26 protein-coding genes are annotated in these 24003 nt (G+C 44.8%); 20 read left to right on the plus strand and 6 right to left on the minus strand.

The window, feature by feature from the left end; genetic code table 11:
• Positions 1-306: 306 nt before the first annotated feature.
• Entirely contained in the window at positions 307-978 is a 672-nt protein-coding gene (locus NC796_RS09515; RefSeq protein ID WP_310684153.1) for a hypothetical protein, read from the minus strand.
• Positions 979-1335: 357 nt separating this feature from the next.
• On the opposite strand from NC796_RS09515, the gene NC796_RS09520 reads away from it, so the two are divergent.
• The 3 genes from NC796_RS09520 to NC796_RS09530 all read left to right on the plus strand — a co-directional run bounded on the left by NC796_RS09520 (position 1336) and on the right by NC796_RS09530 (position 5265).
• Positions 1336-1491 (plus strand): hypothetical protein, encoded by a 156-nt coding sequence (locus NC796_RS09520; RefSeq protein WP_310684154.1) that lies wholly within the window; start codon positions 1336-1338, stop codon positions 1489-1491.
• Between the two features lie 85 nt (positions 1492-1576).
• Complete coding sequence (locus tag NC796_RS09525; protein ID WP_310684155.1) at positions 1577-3091, plus strand: arylsulfatase; 1515 nt, start codon at positions 1577-1579, stop codon at positions 3089-3091.
• A 560-nt stretch (positions 3092-3651) separates the two neighbouring features.
• Entirely contained in the window at positions 3652-5265 is a 1614-nt protein-coding gene (locus NC796_RS09530) for a sulfatase (RefSeq protein WP_310684156.1), read from the plus strand.
• 243 nt (positions 5266-5508) lie between these two features.
• Here the strand turns inward: NC796_RS09530 and NC796_RS09535 are convergent, their stop codons facing one another.
• The 3 genes from NC796_RS09535 to NC796_RS09545 form a co-directional block, all read right to left on the minus strand.
• A complete protein-coding gene (locus NC796_RS09535; protein WP_310684157.1) occupies positions 5509-7020 on the minus strand; it encodes a hypothetical protein in 1512 nt (503 codons plus the stop codon).
• A gap of 1000 nt (positions 7021-8020) precedes the next feature.
• Positions 8021-8455 carry a cupin domain-containing protein gene (locus NC796_RS09540; protein ID WP_310684158.1) on the minus strand — a complete coding sequence of 145 codons (435 nt, stop codon included), beginning with the start codon at positions 8453-8455 and terminating at the stop codon, positions 8021-8023.
• A 35-nt stretch (positions 8456-8490) separates the two neighbouring features.
• Positions 8491-8931 carry a carboxymuconolactone decarboxylase family protein gene (locus tag NC796_RS09545; protein WP_310684159.1) on the minus strand — a complete coding sequence of 147 codons (441 nt, stop codon included), beginning with the start codon at positions 8929-8931 and terminating at the stop codon, positions 8491-8493.
• 370 nt (positions 8932-9301) lie between these two features.
• Here NC796_RS09545 and NC796_RS09550 point away from each other — a divergent pair, with 370 nt between their 5' ends.
• From NC796_RS09550 to NC796_RS09580, 7 genes are all read left to right on the plus strand, one after another.
• Positions 9302-9958 (plus strand): class I SAM-dependent methyltransferase, encoded by a 657-nt coding sequence (locus NC796_RS09550; protein WP_310684160.1) that lies wholly within the window; start codon positions 9302-9304, stop codon positions 9956-9958.
• 30 nt (positions 9959-9988) lie between these two features.
• Complete coding sequence (locus NC796_RS09555) at positions 9989-10951, plus strand: YafY family protein (protein WP_310684161.1); 963 nt, start codon at positions 9989-9991, stop codon at positions 10949-10951.
• A gap of 469 nt (positions 10952-11420) precedes the next feature.
• Positions 11421-12392 carry a polysaccharide deacetylase family protein gene (locus NC796_RS09560; protein ID WP_310684162.1) on the plus strand — a complete coding sequence of 324 codons (972 nt, stop codon included), beginning with the start codon at positions 11421-11423 and terminating at the stop codon, positions 12390-12392.
• 600 nt (positions 12393-12992) lie between these two features.
• Entirely contained in the window at positions 12993-13343 is a 351-nt protein-coding gene (locus NC796_RS09565; RefSeq protein WP_310684163.1) for a hypothetical protein, read from the plus strand.
• Positions 13344-13356: 13 nt separating this feature from the next.
• Entirely contained in the window at positions 13357-13599 is a 243-nt protein-coding gene (locus NC796_RS09570; RefSeq protein WP_310684164.1) for a hypothetical protein, read from the plus strand.
• A gap of 30 nt (positions 13600-13629) precedes the next feature.
• A complete protein-coding gene (locus NC796_RS09575) occupies positions 13630-14313 on the plus strand; it encodes a hypothetical protein (RefSeq protein WP_310684165.1) in 684 nt (227 codons plus the stop codon).
• Between the two features lie 148 nt (positions 14314-14461).
• The gene (locus tag NC796_RS09580; protein ID WP_310684166.1) at positions 14462-15160 is read left to right on the plus strand and encodes a hypothetical protein; all 699 of its coding nucleotides are present in this window, start codon (positions 14462-14464) and stop codon (positions 15158-15160) included.
• 95 nt (positions 15161-15255) lie between these two features.
• Here NC796_RS09580 and NC796_RS09585 read toward each other — a convergent pair whose 3' ends face one another.
• A complete protein-coding gene (locus NC796_RS09585) occupies positions 15256-15384 on the minus strand; it encodes a hypothetical protein (protein ID WP_310684167.1) in 129 nt (42 codons plus the stop codon).
• 153 nt (positions 15385-15537) lie between these two features.
• On the opposite strand from NC796_RS09585, the gene NC796_RS09590 reads away from it, so the two are divergent.
• From NC796_RS09590 to NC796_RS09635, 10 genes are all read left to right on the plus strand, one after another.
• On the plus strand, positions 15538-15966 hold the full coding sequence (locus NC796_RS09590; protein ID WP_310684168.1) for a hypothetical protein: 429 nt from the start codon (positions 15538-15540) through the stop codon (positions 15964-15966).
• A gap of 251 nt (positions 15967-16217) precedes the next feature.
• The gene (locus tag NC796_RS09595; protein ID WP_310684169.1) at positions 16218-17747 is read left to right on the plus strand and encodes a prolyl oligopeptidase family serine peptidase; all 1530 of its coding nucleotides are present in this window, start codon (positions 16218-16220) and stop codon (positions 17745-17747) included.
• A gap of 223 nt (positions 17748-17970) precedes the next feature.
• Positions 17971-18387 carry an SgcJ/EcaC family oxidoreductase gene (locus tag NC796_RS09600; protein ID WP_310684170.1) on the plus strand — a complete coding sequence of 139 codons (417 nt, stop codon included), beginning with the start codon at positions 17971-17973 and terminating at the stop codon, positions 18385-18387.
• A gap of 211 nt (positions 18388-18598) precedes the next feature.
• Complete coding sequence (locus tag NC796_RS09605) at positions 18599-18856, plus strand: AbrB/MazE/SpoVT family DNA-binding domain-containing protein (RefSeq protein WP_310684171.1); 258 nt, start codon at positions 18599-18601, stop codon at positions 18854-18856.
• Complete coding sequence (locus NC796_RS09610) at positions 18850-19185, plus strand: type II toxin-antitoxin system PemK/MazF family toxin (RefSeq protein ID WP_310684172.1); 336 nt, start codon at positions 18850-18852, stop codon at positions 19183-19185. The genes NC796_RS09605 and NC796_RS09610 overlap by 7 nt, the downstream gene beginning before the upstream one ends.
• A gap of 533 nt (positions 19186-19718) precedes the next feature.
• A complete protein-coding gene (locus NC796_RS09615; protein ID WP_310684173.1) occupies positions 19719-20051 on the plus strand; it encodes a metalloregulator ArsR/SmtB family transcription factor in 333 nt (110 codons plus the stop codon).
• The gene (locus NC796_RS09620) at positions 20041-20544 is read left to right on the plus strand and encodes an SRPBCC domain-containing protein (RefSeq protein WP_310684174.1); all 504 of its coding nucleotides are present in this window, start codon (positions 20041-20043) and stop codon (positions 20542-20544) included. Before NC796_RS09615 ends, NC796_RS09620 begins: the two co-directional genes overlap by 11 nt.
• A gap of 17 nt (positions 20545-20561) precedes the next feature.
• On the plus strand, positions 20562-20915 hold the full coding sequence (locus NC796_RS09625) for a nuclear transport factor 2 family protein (protein WP_310684175.1): 354 nt from the start codon (positions 20562-20564) through the stop codon (positions 20913-20915).
• A 167-nt stretch (positions 20916-21082) separates the two neighbouring features.
• On the plus strand, positions 21083-21925 hold the full coding sequence (locus NC796_RS09630; protein WP_409070366.1) for a bifunctional transcriptional activator/DNA repair enzyme AdaA: 843 nt from the start codon (positions 21083-21085) through the stop codon (positions 21923-21925).
• Positions 21926-22029: 104 nt separating this feature from the next.
• On the plus strand, positions 22030-22764 hold the full coding sequence (locus NC796_RS09635; RefSeq protein WP_310684177.1) for an SDR family oxidoreductase: 735 nt from the start codon (positions 22030-22032) through the stop codon (positions 22762-22764).
• Positions 22765-22956: 192 nt separating this feature from the next.
• On the opposite strand, the gene NC796_RS09640 is transcribed toward NC796_RS09635, so the two are convergent.
• Positions 22957-23976, minus strand: a complete 1020-nt coding sequence (locus NC796_RS09640) for an AraC family transcriptional regulator (RefSeq protein WP_310684178.1) — start codon at positions 23974-23976, stop codon at positions 22957-22959.
• Positions 23977-24003: the final 27 nt, after the last annotated feature.

Consider the following 24003-nt stretch of genomic DNA (forward strand, 5'->3'; position numbering starts at 1 on the left):
TCCAAGGCCGGAGAGAGAAGGATAAATTCAGATGCTTCCGGTAGCGCACCCAAGTCCAGAAAATCCCTGCTGCTACCTGTGACCAAGCAACCTGTGTGGAAAAGCAACTCTCTCCGAAGGGATAAGAACTGTGAATATCTGGGATTTTCTGGTGACTTTTTTGGTTCGTTTTTTGGTCATACAAAAAATGAACATCCCTGCAACGGGAAAAGCTTCGGGTTAGGGAAGCCATTTAATGCCCTCGTGAGGATGCCCTAATTATCCCTTAAACACAGCTCATCGCAGATGGTGGCCTGTGTTTTTTCTCTACCCGCCTAAAAGATCTTGTACCTTCTCTTCTACTACATCCATCAACCCTTCTTTAGTAGCTTCCGTTATCGCTCGTTGTAATACCGGTTCCAATATTTGGCGTGCAGTTTCTTTAAGATTGCCACTACCCTTTTTGCCCACATCGGTAAGCTCTATCTGGGCTATTTCGCCCTCTACCTTTCGTTCTTTCCCGAGTTTTGAGGTCAATTGCACTTGTCCGTCATTAATCAGCAGGTGGCTGATGACAAGGTGCGCCTGGGAGGAGCTGCCTGATGTAGACCCCAGTTGATTTTGGAGTGTTTTAAGATTGTTTCCATTACTGTTCTGTTCAACAAAGATGCTTGGGTTTTGAACGGTCAGGTTGTTAACTACAATCGTATCGGAAAACAGCGTTGAGAGGTCAACCTGTAATGATACCTGGTTAAATTGGATGGCTGCCCGATCCTCGAACCCTTCTGGATTTCGGATCTCCACTCCATCAATGGTTCCCTTTCCATTCCATAGAGAAAGGGCCACGTCATCGACATTAACTTCCGTTTTGAGTAGTTGACTCCCATTTTTCTGAATTGCTGACTTCACCAGTCCGTCGAGACTCAGGGAGAGTGCGAAAAACCCAATCAAAAGAATGCACAAAATTATTCCCGGAATATAAAACAGTTTCTTTTTCATAAGACATTCTTTGTTGAAATTAGCTTACAATTAAAGCGACGATTGACAAGCAATGTTCCACTGGTGCTATATCTCCATCGCCAGTACCACGCCGCCATTTGAAAGAACGACAAAAATTGAATTTCAGAATTCATTGGAAAAGATCGAATTATTTTCACACCATGCAGTCGGATTATGGAAGATAGGTCCGCAAGTTTGATGGGCAAAGTGCGATGCATAGAGAAGAAGTACACAGTACAATTGTTAACATTTAATTAAGGGATCATATTTAACGTGAACGGGATAAGCAGAAGTTAATATGGAATCTATAAACCGGCCTTTCGAAATTTTTGTTGCTCAAGTGAGCCAAGCCGGAGCGTGAAGAAACCATTTGTGTTTGAGATCCGCGTTTTCCAGCGGATCGAGTTAAATGGTTTTAGCGCAGGTGCGGCGAACGCAACAAAAATTTCACCAGCCGGCGATTTTTTTGGTTCATTTTTTGTCGTTGAAAAAATGAACACCTCTAAATCCTAAAAATTCAGCAAATGAAGCGCCATTTTGGCTATCCTTAAACCGAGCTGACGTTATTTACACAATGGATAAAAACTTGGGAAGCGATATGAAGCATGGAATAGGAATTATTTGTTTTACTCTCTTTCTGCTGTCGATGCTCTACGGCTGTCAGCAGCAAAGGGCAAATGAAGGAGTGGATCCACAAAATGAGCAGCCCAACATCATTTACATCCTGGCCGATGACCTGGGCTATGGTGATATAGGTCCGTTTGGGCAAACGAAAATAGAAACGCCCAACCTGAACAAGATGGCCGCCGAAGGGATGCGCCTAACCCAGCACTATTCCGGCAGCACGGTATGTGCTCCCTCCCGTTCAGTCTTGATGACCGGGCTTCACACGGGGCACACACCGGTCCGGGGCAACGAGGAGCGGATGCCGATAGGGCAATATCCCCTGCCCTATGGCGTGCCGACCGTGGCGGAGATATTACATGAGGCAGGATATGCAACCGGGGCGTTTGGGAAATGGGGGCTCGGCTATCCCGGGTCGGAAGGATCCCCATCGCGACAGGGATTTGACCTGTTCTTTGGATATAACGATCAGCGCCGGGCACACTTTTATTACCCCGAATTCCTGTTTCGCGAGGTGCCGGGCCAGGCGCCTGAACGCGTGCCGCTGGAAGGCAACGAAGTGATCGAGACCTCACGGGAAGGATTTGAGCACCCGGGATCGGGGCCGCCCAAAAATGCCGCTGTGTATAGCCAGGACGCTATAATGGAGGAAGCACTGTCTTTCATTGAAGAGAATGCCAGCGCAGGGGACCCGTTTTTTGCGTATCTGCCGCTCAATATTCCCCACGCATCCATAACGGTGCCCGAGGAGGCGATGGCGCCTTATCTTGACCAAAACGGGGAGAGCATCTTTGAAGAAGAGCCTTTCGAAGGTGGACATTATGCGGCCCAGCCCCGTCCCCGGGCGGCGTTTGCCGGGATGGTCACCCTGCTTGATAAATATGTAGGTCAGGTGATGAAGAAGCTTCAAGATCAGGGCATTGCTGAAAACACGCTTATCATCTTTTCCAGTGACAACGGTCCCCATGTGGAGGGCGGCCACGATCCTGAATTCTTTGACAGCAACGGTCCCCTGCGCGGTGTCAAGCGCGACCTGTATGAAGGCGGCATACGCGTGCCGACCATCGCCTGGTGGCCGGGAACCGTGCCGGAAGGCAGCGAAAGCGGTCATATTTCAGCGTTTGAAGACATGTTGCCAACATTTGCCGAGCTGGCCGGGGTGGCTGCTCCGCCGAATATAGATGGTATTTCCATGGCTCCGACATTAACCGGCAACGGGGAGCAGCGGCAGCGCGAATACCTGTACTGGGAATTCCCGGCGCGGGGCGGCAAGCAGGCGGTGCGAAAAGACCAGTGGAAAGCGGTGCGCCTAAATCTGAATGAAAACCCCAATGCTCCGATCGAACTTTATAACCTGGAGGAGGATCTTTCCGAGGAGAACAATGTTGCGGATCAACATCCTGACGTGGTGAAGGAGATGCGGCAGATTATGGAGCAGGCCCACGTGCGGTCTGAGGTATTTCCCATCGGAAGTGAATTGGAAGAGTAATTAGCGTTAATAAAATATTAGTTGGGAGACAGTTGCACTGTCGACCGGGAGGGCCGGTTGATTAGAGCACAGAGGTACGCGAAACGGGCACATCCATAGTGCGGGAATTAATTCCTGCACAAGTGACAAGGCACAATCCAAGAGGCAGGCCCAATCAGGCGTTGAGAGACCGTTGCAGTCAGACCCAAAGTGGCAATAAGATAATTACCTTCTGTTGACCCACTATTGTTTCCTTCCTATAATCAGGGAGGAAGACTCTGTAATTCAATTAAATGAACCTGATCAACGCGTCTCTTCCCCTGCTGGTAGGGGAAGAACAAGATGGGGTCCACAGGGCAGGAAATTATACTATTGGTACCGACTAAGAAGAAGTAGCTTCCCCTATCTGGCGCAAGTTTGCAACTTGTGCCATACGAGCTATCAACTGCTGTACTGGTCCAAGTTGCAAACTTGAACTAGAGTCACCTGCAGGCGCAAGAGGGATATTTTGTCTTTGATGCGAGAATTTGTGAGTATTGTAATCAATATGCAGGGATCTATAATCTTCTAAATCAAATGGGATGGGCAAGAAAATGGGTGTTTATTGGAAATCGTATGCTTTGTTTATCATTGTTTTTGTTGGATTACTTAATTTCACGGCAGAAATAAAAGCGCAATCCAGCTCCCGCCCTAATATCCTGTTCGCCATTGCCGATGATGCCTCCTATCCCCATATGGGTGCTTATGGAACCGACTGGATTGAGACCCCTGCCTTTGACCGCGTGGCCGAGCAGGGCATCCTCTTTACCAACGCCTACACGCCAAATCCCAAATGCGCTCCATCCAGATCGATAATCCTTACCGGGCGCAACTCGTGGCAGCTGGAAGAGGCCGCCAACCACTGGCCAAAGTTTCCGACCAAGTTTAAGGTCTATACCGAAGTGCTGGCGGAACGCGGGTATCATGTAGGCAGTACCGGCAAGGGCTGGGCGCCGGGCGTAGCCCAAACGGAGGTCGGGGAACCGCGTCACCTGGCGGGTCAACCCTATAATAAGCACCAAACAGAACCACCTGCCGGAGGGATATCGTCCAATGATTATGCTTCCAACTTTGAGGCGTTCCTGGAAGAGAAAACGGGTGCAGAGCCCTTCGTTTTCTGGTACGGCGGATATGAGCCGCACCGCCGTTATGAATATCGATCAGGCATAGAAAAGGGCGATAAAAAGACTTCAGAGATTAATGAAGTCCCCGAATTCTGGCCCGATACTGATTCAGTGCGCACCGATATGCTGGACTACGCCTTTGAAATCGAGCACTTTGACACCCACCTCGGGCGGATGCTGGCGATGCTGGAGGAGCGCGGGGAGCTGGACAATACCCTCGTCGTAGTCACAGCCGACAACGGCATGCCGTTTCCGCGGATCAAGGGACAGACGTATGAGCAGTCGGCACACCTGCCACTGGCGATAATGTGGCCGAAGGGAATTGAGAATCCGGGCCGCGTGATTGAAGATTTCATCAGCTTTGCCGACTTCGCTCCAACATTTATTGAACTGGCCGGGCTGAATTGGGAGGAAACCAGCATGTATCCCACGGTGGGGCGCAGCCTGGCCGACATTTTTTATTCGGAATCAGCCGGACAGGTAAATCCAGCGCGCGATCATGTACTACTGGGAAAAGAGCGGCACGATGTGGGTCGCCCGCATGACTGGGGCTACCCGGTGCGTGGCATTATCCGGGGTGATATGCTGTACCTCCGCAACTTTAAGCCCGACCGCTGGCCGGCAGGTAATCCCGAAACGGGGTACCTGAATACCGATGGGAGTCCCACTAAAACGTACATCCTGGATCACCGAACAACGCAGGGCATGTACCACTTTTGGGAGTGGAATTTTGGCAAGCGCCCTGCCGAAGAGCTGTATAACATCGCAGAGGACCCCGACTGCATCAACAACCTGGCGGATGATCCGGTCTATGCTGAGCGCAAGGAGAAATTGAAAGCTGAGCTCTATCAGAAACTTAAGGAGCAGGACGATCCGCGCATGTTTGGCCGCGGCTATGTTTTTGATGCCTACCGGTATATGGATGAGGGCACGGCCAACTTTTACCAGCGGTATATGGCGGGCGAAGAGATGAACACCGGCTGGGTGAATGACTCCGATTTTGAGGAGGGGCCCCTGCCTTGGCAGCGGTAGGTCAACGACTACTCAACAGGTTTGGTTACCGGAGTCCTCCCTGGAGTAGTGTTCATTTTAGAAAATCCAAGATATTGTTCTTCAGTTGCCTATTATACCAACTACCTATCGGTAAACCTTTTACCCATAAATATTTATATCAGAGGATATAAGTACGGATTTCTCGTTTGACCTCATTGATATATTCACAGAGGTGTGTGTAAATATGAGGTAACTATTAGACAATTTTTGTTTTTATAAGAATCATGGAGAGGAGGGAATTTTGATTTCTGATTCTGCTACAAGCCTGAGTATTTCTATAAAGTTTGATTCTATTATTAAGTAAAGAATTGCCACAAAAACTATAAGAGCTATAATTGTAACTGTAACACCTCTATGTCTAGCTAAATAGTTAGCTAATTTACGACGTTCAACTAGTGACATTGGCGGTTTAAACTTTTTAATTTGGGCCTCCAATTGTTCTCTCCACTTTGAGCCTGCCGAAGATTGTTTAATTGTACATAAACTGATAATTGCAAAACAAATGTGGATAACGGTAGGGATTAAAGTGCTGGCAAGCATAACCACGATCCAGAGACCCGCTTCAAATGGCTCTGCAAAAACTTGATTAAGTAACTGATTTATATCAATAGAATGGATTCTAGCAGCAAATGATAATGTCCAAGTTAGGCCCACAAGTATTAGGAATGCAACCAGTAGATCAACAATTATAAATACTAATGCCCATAACCAGCTAAGTTTAATCATCAAACGTCCCAAGGTTCGAGAAACAGCCCAGGAAAAGAAGTCTAATACTCCGTTTATTAGTGGCAATGCTAAGAGAAAAAATGTAGCTGTCCAATTATCAGATGTTGGCTTGGCTTGATTAGATGCCTCCGAAAAAAACAGAGGTGAAATACCAATTAATAAAAGGAATATCAGATATGCATAGCGCTTGTCAAAAAAAATTACTTTATCGGGCGCAACTGGATAAATAGCAAGTAATGTTATAACCGAGAACACAGCGAATATACCAGCATTAAAATCAGAAGGTAAGAGCAGGAATAATCCACCAAAAAGCATTCCAAAGACAATTTGATCAGATCCGGGAAAGTCGTCAACAAAGGCAACAGGAGCCGATAGTATAGTACCAAACAATAGTGCAGTTCTTATTGATGCTCCAAGTATATAAAGAGATAAACCTATAGCTATCCCTATAAGTGGTGCTATTAACTTTCTTCTTTCTAAATTTGAAAGGGATGAGCCAAAAGATTTCCAAACTTTAAATTCAAAAAGATGCTCCAAAGTCCGGTCAAGCCAATAGGTAAATTTATCAGCACGTTTTGCAACTTCTGCAGAAGTATAAAACCAAAAAACTAAGCCAATAATGAATAATAGCCGATATAAATGAGGCCAGTCGGATGGCATGACACTTTGATTTCCAATTTGATACACGCCGAAAAATGCCCAAGTAAATAAAAAGAGTAGTAGTGGGTAAACGAATGCTAGTAATAAACAAGTTGAAAGAGCACGTAAACTGAACGGCTTCCCAAATATTAATTTTGCCTTATCTAATGCTTTCGAAAGAATGGAGTGATAGAGGTCGGAAATGTTGGTAGGAGATAGGAGTCTATAGTAATAAGGGAGTGAATCTTGATCTCCTAATTCACGGATTGTTCGATCAATTAGAAAATAGTATAACCTAATCAATCCAATTAATAGAATTAACGCAGCTACTAGAAAATTTAAATTGATTTTTAATCCGATGACTTCCAAGATAAGATATCAAGTTTGATATATAGTACTTTGAAATAACAAAATTTACTTAATGTCCAGGAAAAATTTCGAATTGTAAAGCTGTAATTATCCCAACAATGGCTAATGCGCATAATTGATATACAATCAATTTTATCTTTTTAAAAAATACACCCAAATTCAATTAAGGTATTATAAGCTATTATTTTCGGATATTTTCCTTTTCAGGTTTAGTTGTTCTTTAAATTCAAAAGTATCTCTACCACCTATAACCATTATCACAGATGTTACTGCTTGAGGATGCCCTAAGATCCGGCCTATGGATTTGTGAGCCGTCTTGGGTAAACGCAGCGTGGGCGTTAAGAAAGAAATCCTGCTGTGGATTAATTTAAAAGTGAAAGATGATGAAAATCTCATAAGGTTGAGAAGTCAATAAACGTGAATATCTGGATTTCTTTTAGCCCAGAGCGGAGTGCACCAGGCGCTCAAATCCTCAGCCGGCGATTTTTTTCGTTTATTTTTTCATCGCTGAAAAAATGAACACCACGTCATGATAAAAGAGCTTAAACCATTGATCCTTTTAATCCAGTAAAAAAACAATCACTCAATAATCGAGACCGCCACCGTGAGTTCGATATAGACAGTCATTACGATTTACTTTAAAACCACTACCCTTCCAGCTGCCAAAAACCGGTCGATAACCGGCATTATCAGCATTCCGGGTAGTCCGAAGACTCTTCCACCCATTTCCGCTCTGCGGCGGAAGCCCTCTGACGCTCCATAGGTTATACTGGACGCGGAGCGTCCCAACTGGTCCCAACGCAGAGCATAGGGACCAAGCGTGGGGTTATAGCTGAATCGGTTTTGCAGGATGAGATGCTGAAAAATGAAAGCCTTTAAGCCAACCTTCAGACCTTAGACCTTCTGACTTTCGACCTAGCCATCAACAATTCAACATCAGCTCCAAAGTAGACATGTGCTCGAGGTTTTATATCTTTCCTAAAGGTGAATTCCCCGAAAACTACTGGTACTCCGGGATAAACGTTGAACGCCCTTCTTTCACGATAAACATGACCAGGATCTTGGCTGGGTTCTCCTCATCCAGGTTCCGAAGGATGGTATGCAGAATATTTCGGGGTTCATAAAACATCTCTCCCGCCTCCACGGTCTGTAGTGGTCGGTCCTCGAGCTTGATTTCTACGCGGCCCTGCAGCACATAGCCAAAGAGCTCCGCATTGTGCCGGTGGGCCCTTGTATCTGTAAAACCCGGGGCCACTTCAAGCGTAATGCTGGAGAGTTTATAATCTTTGAGCCCAGGATCCGAGAGCTTCTGTGTCAACACATGCTGATGGTCAAGGTTCTGTTCCCGCGACTGTGCCTGTGCCTGTACCTGGATTGCCGTAAATAGCAGTAACAGGACCGCGACGGTGCAATATTGTGGAGTGAATCTAGTCATGTTGAATAGGGAATTTTTGAATTGGATGATAGTGACTACAATGTTTCGGGTTCGGGCATCAGGTGGGAGGGGATGGCAAGCCGGTTCCAGCTGTTGATGGTGATGATAGTGAATACGACATGCGCGAATCCCTGCTCCCCCAGCATTTTTATGGCTTCTTCCCGCAGCTCCTCAGGAACACCTTCCTCAGAAATTTGAGTCACGGCTTCGGTGAGTCGCAGGACCAGCTGCTCTTTTTCGGTGAAAAAGGGCGTCTCCCACCAGGCGCTGAGTGCATAAATGCGCTGCTCAGACTCCCCGATGGCCCGCGCATCCCTGGTATGCAGGTCAATGCAATACCCACACCCGTTGATCTGGGATGCGCGTATTTTGATCAGTTCTTTCAGTTTGGGCTCGATATCAAAGGCCTTCACCTGTGTTTCGGCTTCTGACATCGCTTCGTAGATTTCAGGTGCTGCTTTCTTGAAAAGACTCATTGCTTACTGGTTTATTAATAATTGTTTTCCCAAGTATATCTCTTTGTTGAATTGCCCTGGTAAACCAGTCGGCACAAAACAGCTCATCCAGTTCTAATCATATTGGCGAATTTATTACCTTGGGAATCTTACCCGGTAAGGAGGGATACAATAGTTACCCCAAACATTCCGGGAGTATGCTATGTAGCTAAAGCTTCGAAAAGGCATGCTTAACTCAGGATCTTGTGAGGATAGTATAGTTTCCGTTGATAATATTTCTTATTTGAACAACGGTTTTACCCTTTACGAGATCCCGCATCGGAGTGCGGGATGACTGAGAGATTTTAAACTATAGGCAATTGTAACTGCTAAACACATTCAGCATATACAAATGGAAGATATTGATCCTTCGGAGCTGTCGCGCCAGCTCAAAAAACCGAGTGGAGAAGTTGGTCATGAGGTCGCCCAAAACCTTAATGAGTCGAACCAGAAGCTGTATGAAATGGCTTGGGAGATGGTCGATCTACAGTCGGTGCAGGACGTGCTGGAAATAGGCTTTGGAAACGGGAAATACCTGTCGGGCTATTTTGACTTTAATCCCCAGCTAAACGTAACGGGTGTGGACTTTTCGGAAGAGATGTGTGAAGAGGCCCGCGCTTTCCATTCCGGCCTGGTCGAAGAGAGGAAACTGGCGATCCATTGCGCGGACTCAGCTTCAATGCCGGTGGCTGATGGGTCTGTTGGTTTAATTGTGGGAATAAATATTGTGTATTTCTGGGATCCGCCGGGGCCGCACCTACAGGAAATACATCGCGTGCTGGAGCCCGGGGGCAAGCTGCTGTTGGGATACCGTCCGAGACGCGTCGTTGAGCACCTGGAATTCACCAAGCAGAATTTTATTCTTTACGAGCCGGGGGAGCTGGAAATGTTGCTATTGGAGCAGGGCTTCCGGGTAACAGAAGATGAAGAAAACAGGTATTTAAAACAGGCTCCTGACGGATCAGACATTGATATAACGGATATCTGCGTGGTAGCGGAACGTACGTAAATATAAACCTGAGAGCTTCGAGATATCTCCATGAATCGAATTGACCGATTAACGGCTATCATCATTTTTTTACAGGGGCGACAGCGGGTGACCGTAGAGGAACTGGCGGAGCGGTATGAGATCAGCAACCGGACCGTATACCGCGACCTGCGGGCACTGCAGGAGGTGGGCGTCCCGATCGGGTCGGAGCCGGGAGAAGGCTATTTCATCGTAAAGGGCTACCATCTGCCCCCGGTAATGTTCGACAAAGACGAGGCCGCGGCACTACTGGCCGGCGAACGCCTGATGCAGAAATGGAGCGAAACGAAGCTAAGCGAGTCGTATGTCTCGGCCCTCGATAAAATCCGTGCGGTGCTGCACAGCCGCGAGAAGGAGTACCTGGACACGCTGGACCAGCATATCAAAACGTTTTCCTACCCAGATGAGAAGCACGCCGAAAACGATCCCCAGGTTTTTGTATTCCTGCAGGATGCGATTGTGAATGGAGAGGTTGTTTCCATGGAATATTACTCTCCTTATAAAGACCAGGTGACGCAGCGCGATGTGGAACCACTGGGACTTTTGCTACGCGACAATCGCTGGTATCTTGCCGCCTGGTGCCGGCTGCGGACCGACTACCGGATGTTTCGCATCGACCGCATTGAGGAATATAAGCGAACCCTGGAGCAGTTACCTGATTCCCCGGCACATACGTTGAAAGAGTTTTCGGAGCAGAGCCTGCGCGAGGAGCAGGATCTGCAGGAGGTGGTAGTTGTATTTGACCATGAGATGCTTCGGTACATGGCGGACCAAAAGTATTATCACGGCTGGATTTCGGAAGAGGAGGTCGAGGATGGCATCGCCATGACGTTCCTGGTCTCCTCCATGGAGTATTTTGCCCGCTGGCTGCTGACATGGGGAAATGGGGTGCGAGTGAAGGCTCCTGATCGTTTAAAAGAACGAGTTCGGGAACTGAGCCGGGAGTTGTATGAGCATCATAGTGAGAATGGCTAAGTCAAAGTTCGTAATGTTGAAACGTTGAACTGTTGAGATGTTGAATTGTTGATGGTTAGGTCGAAAGTCAGAAGGTCTGAAGGTTGGCTTAAAGGCTTTCATTTTTAGCACCTCATCCTGCAAAAATACTTCGTCATTTCTTGTTAATAGAGCTTTTAAATAAGAAATTAAGGGCTTCTGAGTCCAGAGAATCCCTGCAATTGTTTTCGAAAAGGTCATAGGTGTTTTAAAGCAATGGCCTGCATATAGGCAAATGAGAACAACACACTGGGAATAAGGATCCTAATTGCTTGGCAGAAGGCTACTTCACCTACAAAGGTTTTTCTTCATTGAAAAATGAACGTATCTATGATGATAAGCCCCCCTAAAACCCAATTCCCTCTATTTCCTATACTTACATTTATTCCGTTATTTAAACTCTCCAGGGGATAGATTTACCAAGTCAATAATTTTAATAAAGGGAAGATATATGACTCGTTTTACAGGAATGCTCCGGGCATGGCTCGCAATATTGATTACTTCCATGTTCACAAGTCTGGCTCTTGAAGCCAACGGGCAAAGTTTTAATAATCAAAATATCGCAGAAGAGTTGGGCTACCCGGCGGATGCCAAGCTACTCATTATCCACGCCGATGACCTGGGTGTCAGTCACTCCGAAAATGCCGCCAGCATTACCGCTATGGAGGAAGGGACCGTAAACTCGGCCAGCATTATGGTGCCCTGCCCCTGGTTCCCGGAAATTGCAGCTTATGCCCGGCAACATCCCGATAAAGATTTTGGTCTGCACCTTACCTTAACCAGCGAGTGGACAGACTATAAATGGGGGCCGGTCACCTCCACCGACAAAGTGCCGAGCCTGGTAAACGACAAGGGCTATTTTTATTCCACGGTCGACAGCCTGGTGATGCACGCCGATCCGGAAGAGGTGGAGCTTGAGATACGAAACCAGATCGAAAAAGCCTACCGGGCCGGCATCAACGTCACGCACCTGGATGCCCACATGTATGCCCTGCGGAGTACACCTGAACTTTTGGATGTGCATATCAAGGTGGGCCGGGAATACGAGCTGCCTGTGCTGCTTACCTATGAGGAAGATGTGGTGAAGGAGTTCGTGGAGACAGAAGGACTGACGGAAAAAGATGTGGTGGTTGACAACCTCTACATGGCGATGCAGGAGGAGTATGACAACGGTATAACAAACTATTACGTGGAGCTGCTGAACAACCTGGAGCCGGGCCTCTCCTGCCTGCTGGTCCACACGGCCCATGACAACGAGGAGATGAAGGCGGTTACGAGGGGACATATCTACTGGGGCTCCGCGTGGAGGCAGATGGATTTCTACTTCTTCACCAGTGACCGGGCGAAACAGCTGCTAAAAGAAAACAACATCCACCTGGTGACCTGGAGGGAGATCCGTGATAAAGTGGTGAGGGCGAAATAGAATATTATCTATGGGGCACTGTTTGAAATAACCTGGGTTCTGAACAATTATGCCATATCAATCATCTGGGGGCAGTAGAATCTAAAACGACTGCATGCGCCCCATAGTAACAAGAGGATCAATACCATGGTAGCAAAACGATTACCACTATGGTGACAAGACAATCAATACCATGGTATCAAGGGGATCAATACCATGGTATTGGGACAATCATCACCTTGGTATTGAGACAATGATCACCATGGTAATATAGGTCTCATCACTATGGTGATAAGAGTCTTATAACCATAGGGTTAAGAGAAGAAACCCCCGCGGGGTTAATTGTCTTAGTACTGTATGGTACGTAGTACGGCGTTTACCTGCCGGCTTTTGGTACCCCGGCCGGCCCCACCATGTGGGACAACAACATTCCCTCCTCTGAATATTATGTCAACATGTTATGCGGATAGGTATCGGCATAACATGCTAATATAATATCAAAACCGTACTTCTAAGCCCAGAAACGCGCGCCCCACCCATTTACGGATAATATACTTATGTTATATCTTTGTTGACATAAGTATAAGTTATGTTTCTCTAATCCTAACCAATCTACCAAAGATGGAAGTTTTAGACGATATAAATAGGACATACAAATCACCTGCTTTATCATCTGGGAATAAAGTTTTGAAATGGGCTATTTGGGTAGCAACAAAAATTAGATTCAATCCAGATGAAATTGAGGCACTCGAAGACTATGACTTTGAAGAACTTATATCTCCGTTGGATTACGATATCTATTATGGAGAAAAAGGAAAAGAGTTAGAAATCATAAACTCCGAAATTATTGACCTTTTAACTGAGCATGAGATTTCTGCAAGGTTTGATGCATTGAGAACCGAATTGGATTTAAAACTCGATGAGGTTCAAGAGAGACTTACGAATGAATTCGACTTTGAAATCGAAGAATGATAGTTGTGTCATTATGCAAACAACATTAATCATATTAGCTGTAATAATTGGGCTTTTTGTTATTTGGTGGGTAAAAGGGATGCGAGAAGCTTATGTACTCAAAGACAAAGTAATTTTCATTCTTGTTAGCAAATATGGCCTAAATAGAACTGAGGCAAAATTACTATTTGATCAAAATCAACGCTTCGTTGTCGATCTACATGAAATGAATACATCTCCCTCAGAAATAGCTCAAAAACTTTATAACACATTTTAGTCGTATTACTAGCCCGACTGGAGGATTGATATGGAAATCCTATTCTTGCTAATTCTTGTTGCAATAGCTATTTATTGGTGGATCAAAACTGGAAATAAAGGAAAGAGACTCTATGAGGAAATTGAGCAAGAATTAACTTTAAATTATGGATGGAGTTCTGACAAAGCTTTCTTTGTTTGGAAAAGATTCAATAAAGAGATCGTTAATCTGCATTTAGATGGTTTGTCTGGACATGCAATCGCAGAAATACTGAATAATAAATTTTCTGGGATAAATCCTGAATTCTCACCTCGACCTACTTTTAAACAGAAGCCAGATAAGACAAAAGCTCCATCACATTTAGAAGGAGCAAAATCTGTAATTTCTTTAATTGATATGCAGATGATGCTGATAAGCGATAGAAACAATCTACCAGCTAGAGCGAAAGATGCATATTCGCTGGGCTATATATCTGGCATGGTAGATGCGTCTTTGTCTGGTTTAGGTGAAAAGGACACGAATAAAGCAATGGCAGCAATACTTTATGTTTTAGAGGAAATATTCGGGAAAAATGAAGGATCACAACTATTTAAGAAAGTACTTGATTTGATTGAATCAAAAGATAATAAATTCAATTTAGCAATGAGTGACGGGGGCACAGAATTTGTCAAATTTAATCGAGGAGATATTAATGCTCCACATGGATGGCTCAATTATGTACAAGATTATCAGTGAATTCGAAACATAACCATGGCATCAACGGGACGCGGAACAAGCTTCGGTTTAGTTTGCTGCCCTTGCGGTTCATGTCCCGAGTTATAAATTAATTGGTAGACGCCGCGCCCGTTATCCCAAGATCGTTAGGCATTTAATCAATTGAGCTATGTGTGAAGATCTTATTGAATTTGATACTTTTACTAATGCTTTTGACTCACTTCAAACAGCTCATCGCGTGTTAGAGTGGGACGGAAATCGAAAGTGGAAGTGGTTTGCTATATCTATACATCATGCACTGTATATGTTTTGTACCAACGCAATTCACTTTTCGAATTATGAATTAGTATTACAACAAAGAGGGCGACATCCTGATAGAGGCCTCTTTTTAAGAAGAGATGAGGATGAAAATTATTTGGTTTCTTCAACTGAATATGTCAGAGAAGATCAACCAGCTTACGAAATAGTTTGGGAAGAAACAGAAGATGAACCACCTGAAGGAGGAAATAATAATGGCAATAATAACGAATGGTTAATAAACATATGGTCTGCCTTAGCACGAGTTCAGGATGGTGTCTTTTGGATGAATCGAATGGTATATACAGAACCAATTGAATTGACAGATGAAGAGTGGGATGCAACTATATATCTTACAAATCAAATCCGTAATAGATTAGCACATTTTGTTCCAAGGACTTACGTCTTTCATATTGATGATTTTAGAATTAATGGGTTACATGTTCTTAATATAATTCGAAAGCTTGTTGATGATAGTAGGGCAATCGACTATCCAGTCGATGATACTCAAGAATGGATTGATAGAACTGGAGAACTAATAGTAACGTTAAATGAAAGATTAAATGCCTAACCTATATATGGCCTCCAAAGTCAACAGGCAATACCTCTTCCCGCAAGATTTTTTTCTCGCCTTCCTGAATTCAATTGCCTTTTAGTGGGGTTCTGCTACAGGCAGTGTTCAACGATGGTTGGCATCCGCCAGCTGGCGGATGCACCAAACATATATAGAGGCTCAGCATCACATCGGTCGAACCAGCCGGCCATCGGATGGTCCCGCCGTTGCGGGACGGCCATAGAACAGCACTTCAAGGGTGACAGGCCTCACCGTTTCTTGCTCGGTTTCCATTTTTTGGCTAACCTTTCTTTTGTAGTCAAATTCAAGACTCCCGCGCCTGCCGGTTATGCGCAAGGTAGTTATGTTGCTAAAACTAAATCCTAATTAAAAAAATGGATCAGTACTATCTGGAAGCCACACAAGAATCGGGAAAAGCATTCTTCTCCCAAGATATACCTGGGGAGTTTTATATGCTAAATCTGCTACAATTTCGAGAGCTGGCCAATTACTCTGAGTTCCCAAACTTAAGCCCAACGGAATCAATTTCAGGGAAGCAAGCCTACCAGAGATATATGAAACATACTCTTCCTTTGCTTAATGCAATCGGCAGTGAAGTTGTATTTCAAGGGAGTAGCGGAACGTTCCTGATTGGACCACAAGCAGAGAAATGGGATTGGATGCTTCTTGTTCGCCACAAATCACGTAAAGCGTTTATGGGATTGGCTTCCAACAAAGAGTATCTGGCCGGGAAAGGCCATCGAAATGCTGCACTACATGACTCAAGGTTGCTGCCAATTGTGGAGGGTTCATTCGCAACATAACCGGCAGTTCCCATTCCTTTCTCGGTTCCTTTCAAGAGATGACTATTTTACTTACTGTAATCTAAAGGCCCGTTAAGCGCAATGTCGTAATAGGGCTTCATCTTTTTGCTTACAATAATGTATCCAAGGAATATTTATTACCTTGATAAGGAGATTTAATAACGGGAAAGACAAAAAACCGTACACAAAGCATAGGCAAGGTAATAAATATTAGTCTTGTCTTAGTTTGCCCATCATTAAAAGCATATCTTATGAAATTAAAAATCCTGGTTGTAATATTTCTTTCAAATGCAGCTTGTTGCTTCGGGCAAGTTTCATTGAACCAATTGTCATTGGATAATGGGAAATACAGTGTCGGGTTCCAACATTATATAGCTGTAGACAGTACAAGAACGTATAAACGAATGTTTGATTGGAACAACAAAGTAATTCCACGGCAAATACCAGTAAGTATTTGGTATCCTTCAGCAGATGATTTGAGTAAAAATGCTCCATTAGCAACCATCGACTACATGGAGATATTGAAGGAGGAGGAAGAATGGGAACATCTTCCAAATGAACAAATTTTGAATTGGTTTTATTATCAGAATACTTCTGAGAATCAGGCGCATTTGAAAGAAAGATCTACCGCATACCTACACGCCAGTACTACATCAGAAAAATTTCCAACCATTATTTATGCTCCAAGTTATCAAGCTTCTTCAATTGAAAATTTTGCTTTGTGCGAATTTTTAGCAAGCCATGGATATATTATCATTTCAAGTCCAAGCAGAGGTACTGAAACTCGTTTTTTGGAAGGTGGCACCGAAAAGGACATGGAAACACAAGCAAGAGATCTTGAATTTCTGATTAAGGAAGTTGGTACAAGAGAGGATATTGATCCTAATAATGTAGCTACTATGGGCTTCAGCTTCGGTGGATTATCAAATGTGTTGGCGCAAATGAGGAACCGTTCGATAAAAGCAATAGTGAGCCTGGATGGAAGTATAAAATATCAATACTCCACCTTACAGGAATCTCCTTTTGCAGCGGTTGAAAAGGTAGATGTTCCTTTTATACATATGGCCCAAAAAGATATTCCAAAAGACGTGATGATCGAGGACGACATCGATACGACACTAAACCATAATTTTAAATTTTATGACGATTTAGTTTACAGCAAAGCATATAGTTTAAAATTTCACAATTTGACCCATCAATATTTCAGTACGCTGGGGGTTCTTTTTGGGAAAAGAGATCAACGACAAGACAAAAGCGATTCTAAAATAATGGAGTCATATAAATGGATGGCCCTTTACACATTAAACTTTTTAGATGCATTCCTAAAAAATGACAGGGAAGCCATGAATTTTTTGAATAGAAATCCAGAAAAAAATGACTTGCCGGCTGGGCTCGTTTCCATAAAATCCAAAGAAGCTAATGAGATAGAATTTAGCTTTGAAGATTTTAACGAAATGGCTTCAGAACAGCATTATAGAAATCTTGAAAATCTCTATAATACAATTTTAAACAAGCATCCATCATTTTCATTGGAAGAGGGAAAACTGAATAATCTTGGGTTGCAACTTGTGTTTAATCCTGAAACGTCCGATGATGGTATCAGTATCCTACAACTGGCAACTAAAATCTACTCGGAATCTGCAAATCTTTTTGACAGTCTCGCAGAAGCTTATCTATATGTTGGTAACACCAAAATGGCAATTAAAAACTTTGAGAAATCACTGGCATTAAATCCGCAAAATCAAAATGCAATCAATAGATTGGAAGAGCTAAAGAAATAGTTACTTCAAAATGGTTTGTCAAAGAATTAATCAATTTGCTTCAACTACCTATCGGCACCCTATAACAAGCAAATTAACGCCGGACGCAGAATCAAACCCTGTTTTTGATTATTTGCTTGTTGATGTTCAAATGTTTTGCTCTATATGATTCTGTAGGCTCTGCGCCGGTTATTTGCTGGGTCGTTATGTGGCAGGAATTTTATTGACACAATTTTAGAAAATAATGCAAAGGGTTCTAAAAAAGATTAATGAACAGCGATCCAAATGGATTCAAGCAATAAACCATTGTTCTGCAGATAATTTTGTCGATGTAATTTCTGATGATGCGGTTTGGCTTCCACCAAGAAATGAAGCTATTAATGGCAAAGAAAATATCCGAACATGGCTAGAAAAACCATTCGCCGAACTTATTTATAATTACTCTGTATCTGATGTGAGCATCAGGATTGCTGGCGATTGGGCAATTGAACAGGCAAAGTTTACAAGTCAGGTATCGACTAAAACAGGAGAGGAATTGTCTCCTCACAAGGGACTTTACACCTTGCTTTGGAAAAAAAGTAAAGCAGGTGTATGGTTAATTGAACGTTACATAGATCATTCTGCAGAATTTATAAAAGTTGATCAGGAGTCTGCCACATAACAAAACGCATTAAGGGGACGTACTTCGCCAGGACTTGCCACCTTCTGGCTTTTTAGTTTTCCGTTCGTTATTTATCAACTCAACATTCATTCGCGTGCATCTTAAGCCCGGGGGGCGGTCGTTAGGTTACGCACTAAAACCTTTTCCCAATCGTAGCATAGTACTTATATTGTAATTACATTGTTAGTGTAATTTATTAAACCTTAGTGCTATGAAAACAAAGCTTATTCGCATCGGAAATTCTCAGGGAGTTCGTATTCCTAAGCCTGTTATAGAGGAAATTGGGCTTTCTGAAGAGATAGAAATGATTCTTAAAGACAATCACATCATCTTGCGTTCTGCCGAGCAAACCCGCAAGGGCTGGGATAGTGCCTTTGAAAAAATGGCCAAAGAAGAAGACGACCAGTTGATTGATAAAGAAGAAGTTGAGCTTCCAAGCAAATGGGACAAAACTGAGTGGACATGGTAGAGCGAAAACCTGTCGAACGTTTTGATGTCTTTTTGATATCCTTAGATCTCATAACAGGTTCAGAAATAAAGAAAACCCGTCCTTGTCTGATCATTTCGCCCAATGAAATGAATCGGCATATTCGGACCGTCATTATTGCTCTAATGACCTCAACAATCAAAAACTATCCATCAAGAGTTACAACGACTTTTCAAAAGAAACGTGGGCAGATTGTTTTAGATCAAATTCGTACGGTCGACAAACAGCGACTAATTAAAAAACTTGGAACTATTAGTTCATCTGCCCAAGATAAAACCTTAAATACTTTACAGGAAATCTTTGCTCCGTAAGTGCGCAAACCTAACCCAGCGTATTAATCGGACAGGTCTCCCTCCTACGCGTGAAGCTTCGGAGGGCATTGGCTTGGTCTTTTTACACACTACTATTTTGTACCTCTTCTTGGGTTTGATATCGGGTTTCATCTTACACGCAGCCTTGTGGCAAGGTGTTAATGGGTTCAAATAATTTAACATGAGTTCGGGATAAGACTTTGCTTAATTAGTCCATTATAGAACGCTTTGACCGAGTGACAATGTACATTATTAAGAGCCTGAAACAGGTTGATGCCGTGGGAGGCCCGGCCCCTTATCCATAGCGCGGGAATTAATTCCCGCGCAAGTGATAGGGCACGGATCACGATCGTCGCTGTGTCACTGTCCGATAGGTGAGAAGCAGTTTATTTGAACTATCCGACCGAAAAAACAGCGGCTTCGCGAAGCATGAGCTTTTTATCCAGAACTCACGTTAATTTAAAAAAGCAGTTGCGTAAGCACTTACTTACATTTATATTCGTGTAAGTAAGTACTTACATAAAGAGATCGACATGGAAAAGCGAAGAGATGTATTTCAGGCCATAGCTGACCCAACCAGGCGAGATATACTGTGCCTTATTGCCGATGAGCCGTTAAACCTGAATTCGATAGCCGAAAATTTTGATATAAGTCGGCCCGCCATTTCGCAGCATATCAAAGTACTGGATGAAAGTGGTCTGGTCGCCATCCGTAAAAAGGGAAGGCAACGGTTCTGCTACATTCGCCCCCAAAAAATAAAAGAGATAGACGAATGGCTTGAACAGTTCAGGCAGCATTGGGAGGATCGTTTCAGTCAGCTTGACCAAGTATTAACTAATCTAAAGGATGAAAACAATGAAAAATAATATATTGACTGACTTCTCCGTGGATAAAGAGAACAATACAGTAAAAGTGAAGAGAGAATTTGCGGCACCAAAGAAACACGTATGGGCTGCGTGGACGGAACCTGAACTTCTCGACCAATGGTGGGCGCCCAAACCCTGGAAGTCGAGAACAAAATCAATGGATTTTAAAGAAGGCGGGCGCCGGCTGTACGCCATGGTCGGACCAGAAGGAGAAGAACATTGGTGCTTGGCTGATTACAAGTCCATAACTTCTGAGATGCATTTTGCATACCGTGACGGGTTTTGTGACAGCTCGGGCAATATAAGCCAGGATATGCCACGTTCTGACTGGAGCGTAGAATTTACCGAATTGAATGGGTTGACTACCGTTGATGTCGAAATCACCTACGAAACCCTTTCTGATCTGGAAAAAGTAATCGAAATGGGCTTCAGGGAAGGATTCACAGCCACACTGGAAGAATTGGCCGAAGTGTTGCCAGCTATGAAGCAGTGAAATGGTAGTAGTGCATTATGACAAAAAATAAAAAAGTAGTTTTTCGGTATATAGAAGGCTTTGAGGCCAGTGACCATCAGAAAATTCTTTCCTGCCTTGCCGAAGATGTTGTTTGGGATATGCCCGGATTTTTTCACCTTTCCGGTAAAGAAGAGTTCGACAATGAAATTGAAAACGAAAATTTTGTCGGCAGTCCCCTGCTGGAAATTACCAGGCTGACCGAAGAGAACAATGTTGTTGTGGCAGAAGGCCGGGTTAAAAGTAAGATGAAATCTGGCGAGCTCCTGGATGCCCTGTTTTGTGATGTGTTTGAATTTGAAGATGGCAAGATAAAGAAGCTAACGACATACCTAATGAATGATGATTTATAGCACCAGGGCCTAAAATGTCCATGGTAACTTGGAGCGTAATTATATTGGCATGATGCTCCAAACATTTTAAGCAGTTGCCGGTCCGGCACTAGTTGGGAGAAGACGAACAATTCCGCAAGAACCGGGTGTTGTTATGATCCACCCTTCCTTATTTTGGATCAAAAATAATCAACGACCAAGTTATGATTGACTATAAACGGGTGGCCAGGGCCATCAAATATATCAATGAGCACGCCACGGAACAGCCGAACCTGGATGACATTGCCGAGGCTGTTCACCTGAGTCCCTATCATTTTCATCGCATGTTCAAGGAGTGGGCCGGTGTTACTCCCAAGGAGTTTTTGCAGTTTATCAGTTTGGATCGCGCCAAAAAGCTGCTGGCCGAAAAGCAAACCATCGAGGAAGCGACGTTTAAGACCGGGCTGTCCAGCACCAGCCGCCTTCACGACCTGTTTGTCAACATTGAGGGGATGACACCGGGAGAGTTCAAAAATGGAGGTCGCACGCTGGAGATATGCTATCACCTCTCCGAAAGTCCCTTTGGCGATATCCTTATTGCCTCAACAGGCAAAGGCATTTGCAGCCTGCAGTTTGTGGAGTCCCCTGAAGATAGCCTGGAGCAGCTGCAATCTACGTGGCATAATGCTGACCTCCGGGAATCAAAAGACAATCATATTGAAAACTTGGAGAACGTGTTTTCTCGTGACTGGGAGAACCTGGACAAGATTAAGCTCCACATCCAGGGCACCGACTTCCAGTTGAAAGTGTGGGAAGCCCTGCTGAAGATACCCACCGGCAGACTGACTACCTACTCCGACATCGCCGGGCAGATCGGTAATCCAAACGCATCCCGAGCGGTTGGTGCCGCTGTAGGTCGGAACCCGGTTGCCTACCTGATACCCTGCCACCGGGTGATCAAGAAAGTGGGTGGAATCGGGGAATACCGCTGGGGCAGTGCCCGGAAGAAGGCCATTATCGGCTGGGAAGCGGCTAAAGAAGAAGCAGGTTAGCAGTCAAGCGTAGCTCTAATTCAGCAAGAATCGGATGGTGGTGCGGCCATCAAGTATTCATTTTAGGGTTGACGAATTAACACCAACAAGAAATGGATACTATTATGAAGACTGCTTTAATTACCGGTGCCAACAGGGGTATCGGTTTTGCCACCGCTCGTCAGCTTGCCAAAGAAAACGTAAACGTGCTGATTGGCGCGCGTGATGCCGATAAGGGTGAGAAAGCCGTCAGTCAGCTGAAAGAGGAAGGGCTCAATGCCGAGTTTCTGCTCATCGATGTGAATTCTCGGTCCAGCGTGGACTCAGCTGCCGGGCAGGTTAAAATGCGATACGGGCAGTTGGACATTTTGATCAACAACGCCGGTATTCTTCCCGAAGCTACAGCCGATCCGTCGAACGGTCCGCTTAATCTGCCGATGTTCAGGCAGACCTTTGAGACCAATTTCTTTGGTGCGATTACAGTCACCCAGGCGTTCTTGCCACTGCTTCGCGAGTCTGAAGCGGGCCGCATTGTAAACGTCTCCAGCACCGTGGGATCCCTGGCCGATCAAAGTGATCCTTCTTCGCCGTATTACGACCTCATGGTGCCGGCTTACCAAACCTCAAAAACTGCGCTCAACGGGATTACGGTTGCTCTTTCCAAGCATCTCAAAGATACTTCAATTAAGGTAAATTCTGTTTGCCCGGGATTCGTGCAGACCGACCTTACTCCCCAAAATCGATCGCAGGCGCCACTTACAGCTGAAGAGGCTGCTCGTCCTATCATCAAGATGGGATTGATTCCCCAAGATGGCCCCACCGGCCAATTCTTTGATGCCGATGGTGTTGTACCGTGGTAAGTTTTTGATGCCTTAGTCCAGTTATCCCCGGTGAATATGTATTCCCAATTCATTTCTTATCCGAATCTTCCTTGCTAGTGTTACTACGACTAAATTCGTTAAGTAACTAGCCACAGGTTTACACAGATGACATACTGGATAAGTTGGTAATGAGGGAGAATTGTATCCTAATAACTACTATACCAATTACTTTCAACGCAGGTCGCTCGGCGGGATGCCAAACTGTTTACGGAAGGCGTGGGTTAGGTGGGCGGGGTCACTGTACCCCACCTTGTAAGCGATTTCAGCGATTGTGAGGTCGGTATCCAGTATGTAGGAGCGGGCCCGTTCCAGCTTGTGCTGCAGGTGATAGGCGTAGGGTGTGGTGCCAAACTCCTCTTTAAAATCGCGCTTTAACTTGTATTCATTGGTACCCACAAACCGGGCTAGCTCGGCCAGCGTCGGTGGATCTTCCAGTCGCTCCACCAGTATCTCTTGCACACGGTGGATTCGATCACGGTCTGACTGCGAAAGCGTAGTGGCAGTGCCCGGGGAATCCTCCTGCTGGGCAAACATCATCGCCAGCAGATCCAGCACCTGAGCCTCCAGGAACAGCGAGCCCACAAGGTGATTGTTGTCATGGTTCTGAATTCGCAGGATGATACTGCGCATTCGGGGAGTGATACGCAAATTTTGCTCGCTGAGATAACAAAGTTCCCTGTGCTTTATTTTGTTGAGGATCGGCTCGAGCAGTTGTGGAAATCGGTGTGCCAGGTTGTCCAGGTAACCCTTGGACAGCATGATGCCGAAGACCCGGCCGGACATCTCCTGTTTTGATTCAAACGACTTATTAATCGGCGGCACAATCATCAGGTTGGCTTCCCCGGCCTGCATATCGAGGTTAAGATCCGTGGATGACTGGAGTCCCTGTGCAGATCCCGCCAGCTGGAAGTGAAGGGCAATAAACGGCAGATTCAGCTTGGCGGAACTGACCATCCCCGGTTTATACTGATATTTTTCCCAAAAGGCGGTGTAGTGCTTTTTGCCCAGCATTGACATGTTTCCCTGGCCAAAATCGGATGTTAAGCTGAAACCGGTCCGAAAAAGATCTCCAACAGAAGAAGCATGCGTACAGTCGATAGAAAACTGCCCGTTAAGCGAGAACTCTCCCTCCATTGCAAAGGAGCTTTCATCAGGCATCAATTCCGAAATATCGTGCGTTTCGTTATTCATAACGATGGGTTATCCCTGGAGTAGATA

The sequence above is a fragment of the Aliifodinibius sp. S!AR15-10 genome, assembly GCF_031569985.1.
Lineage (GTDB): Bacteria > Bacteroidota > Rhodothermia > Balneolales > Balneolaceae > JAMQKA01.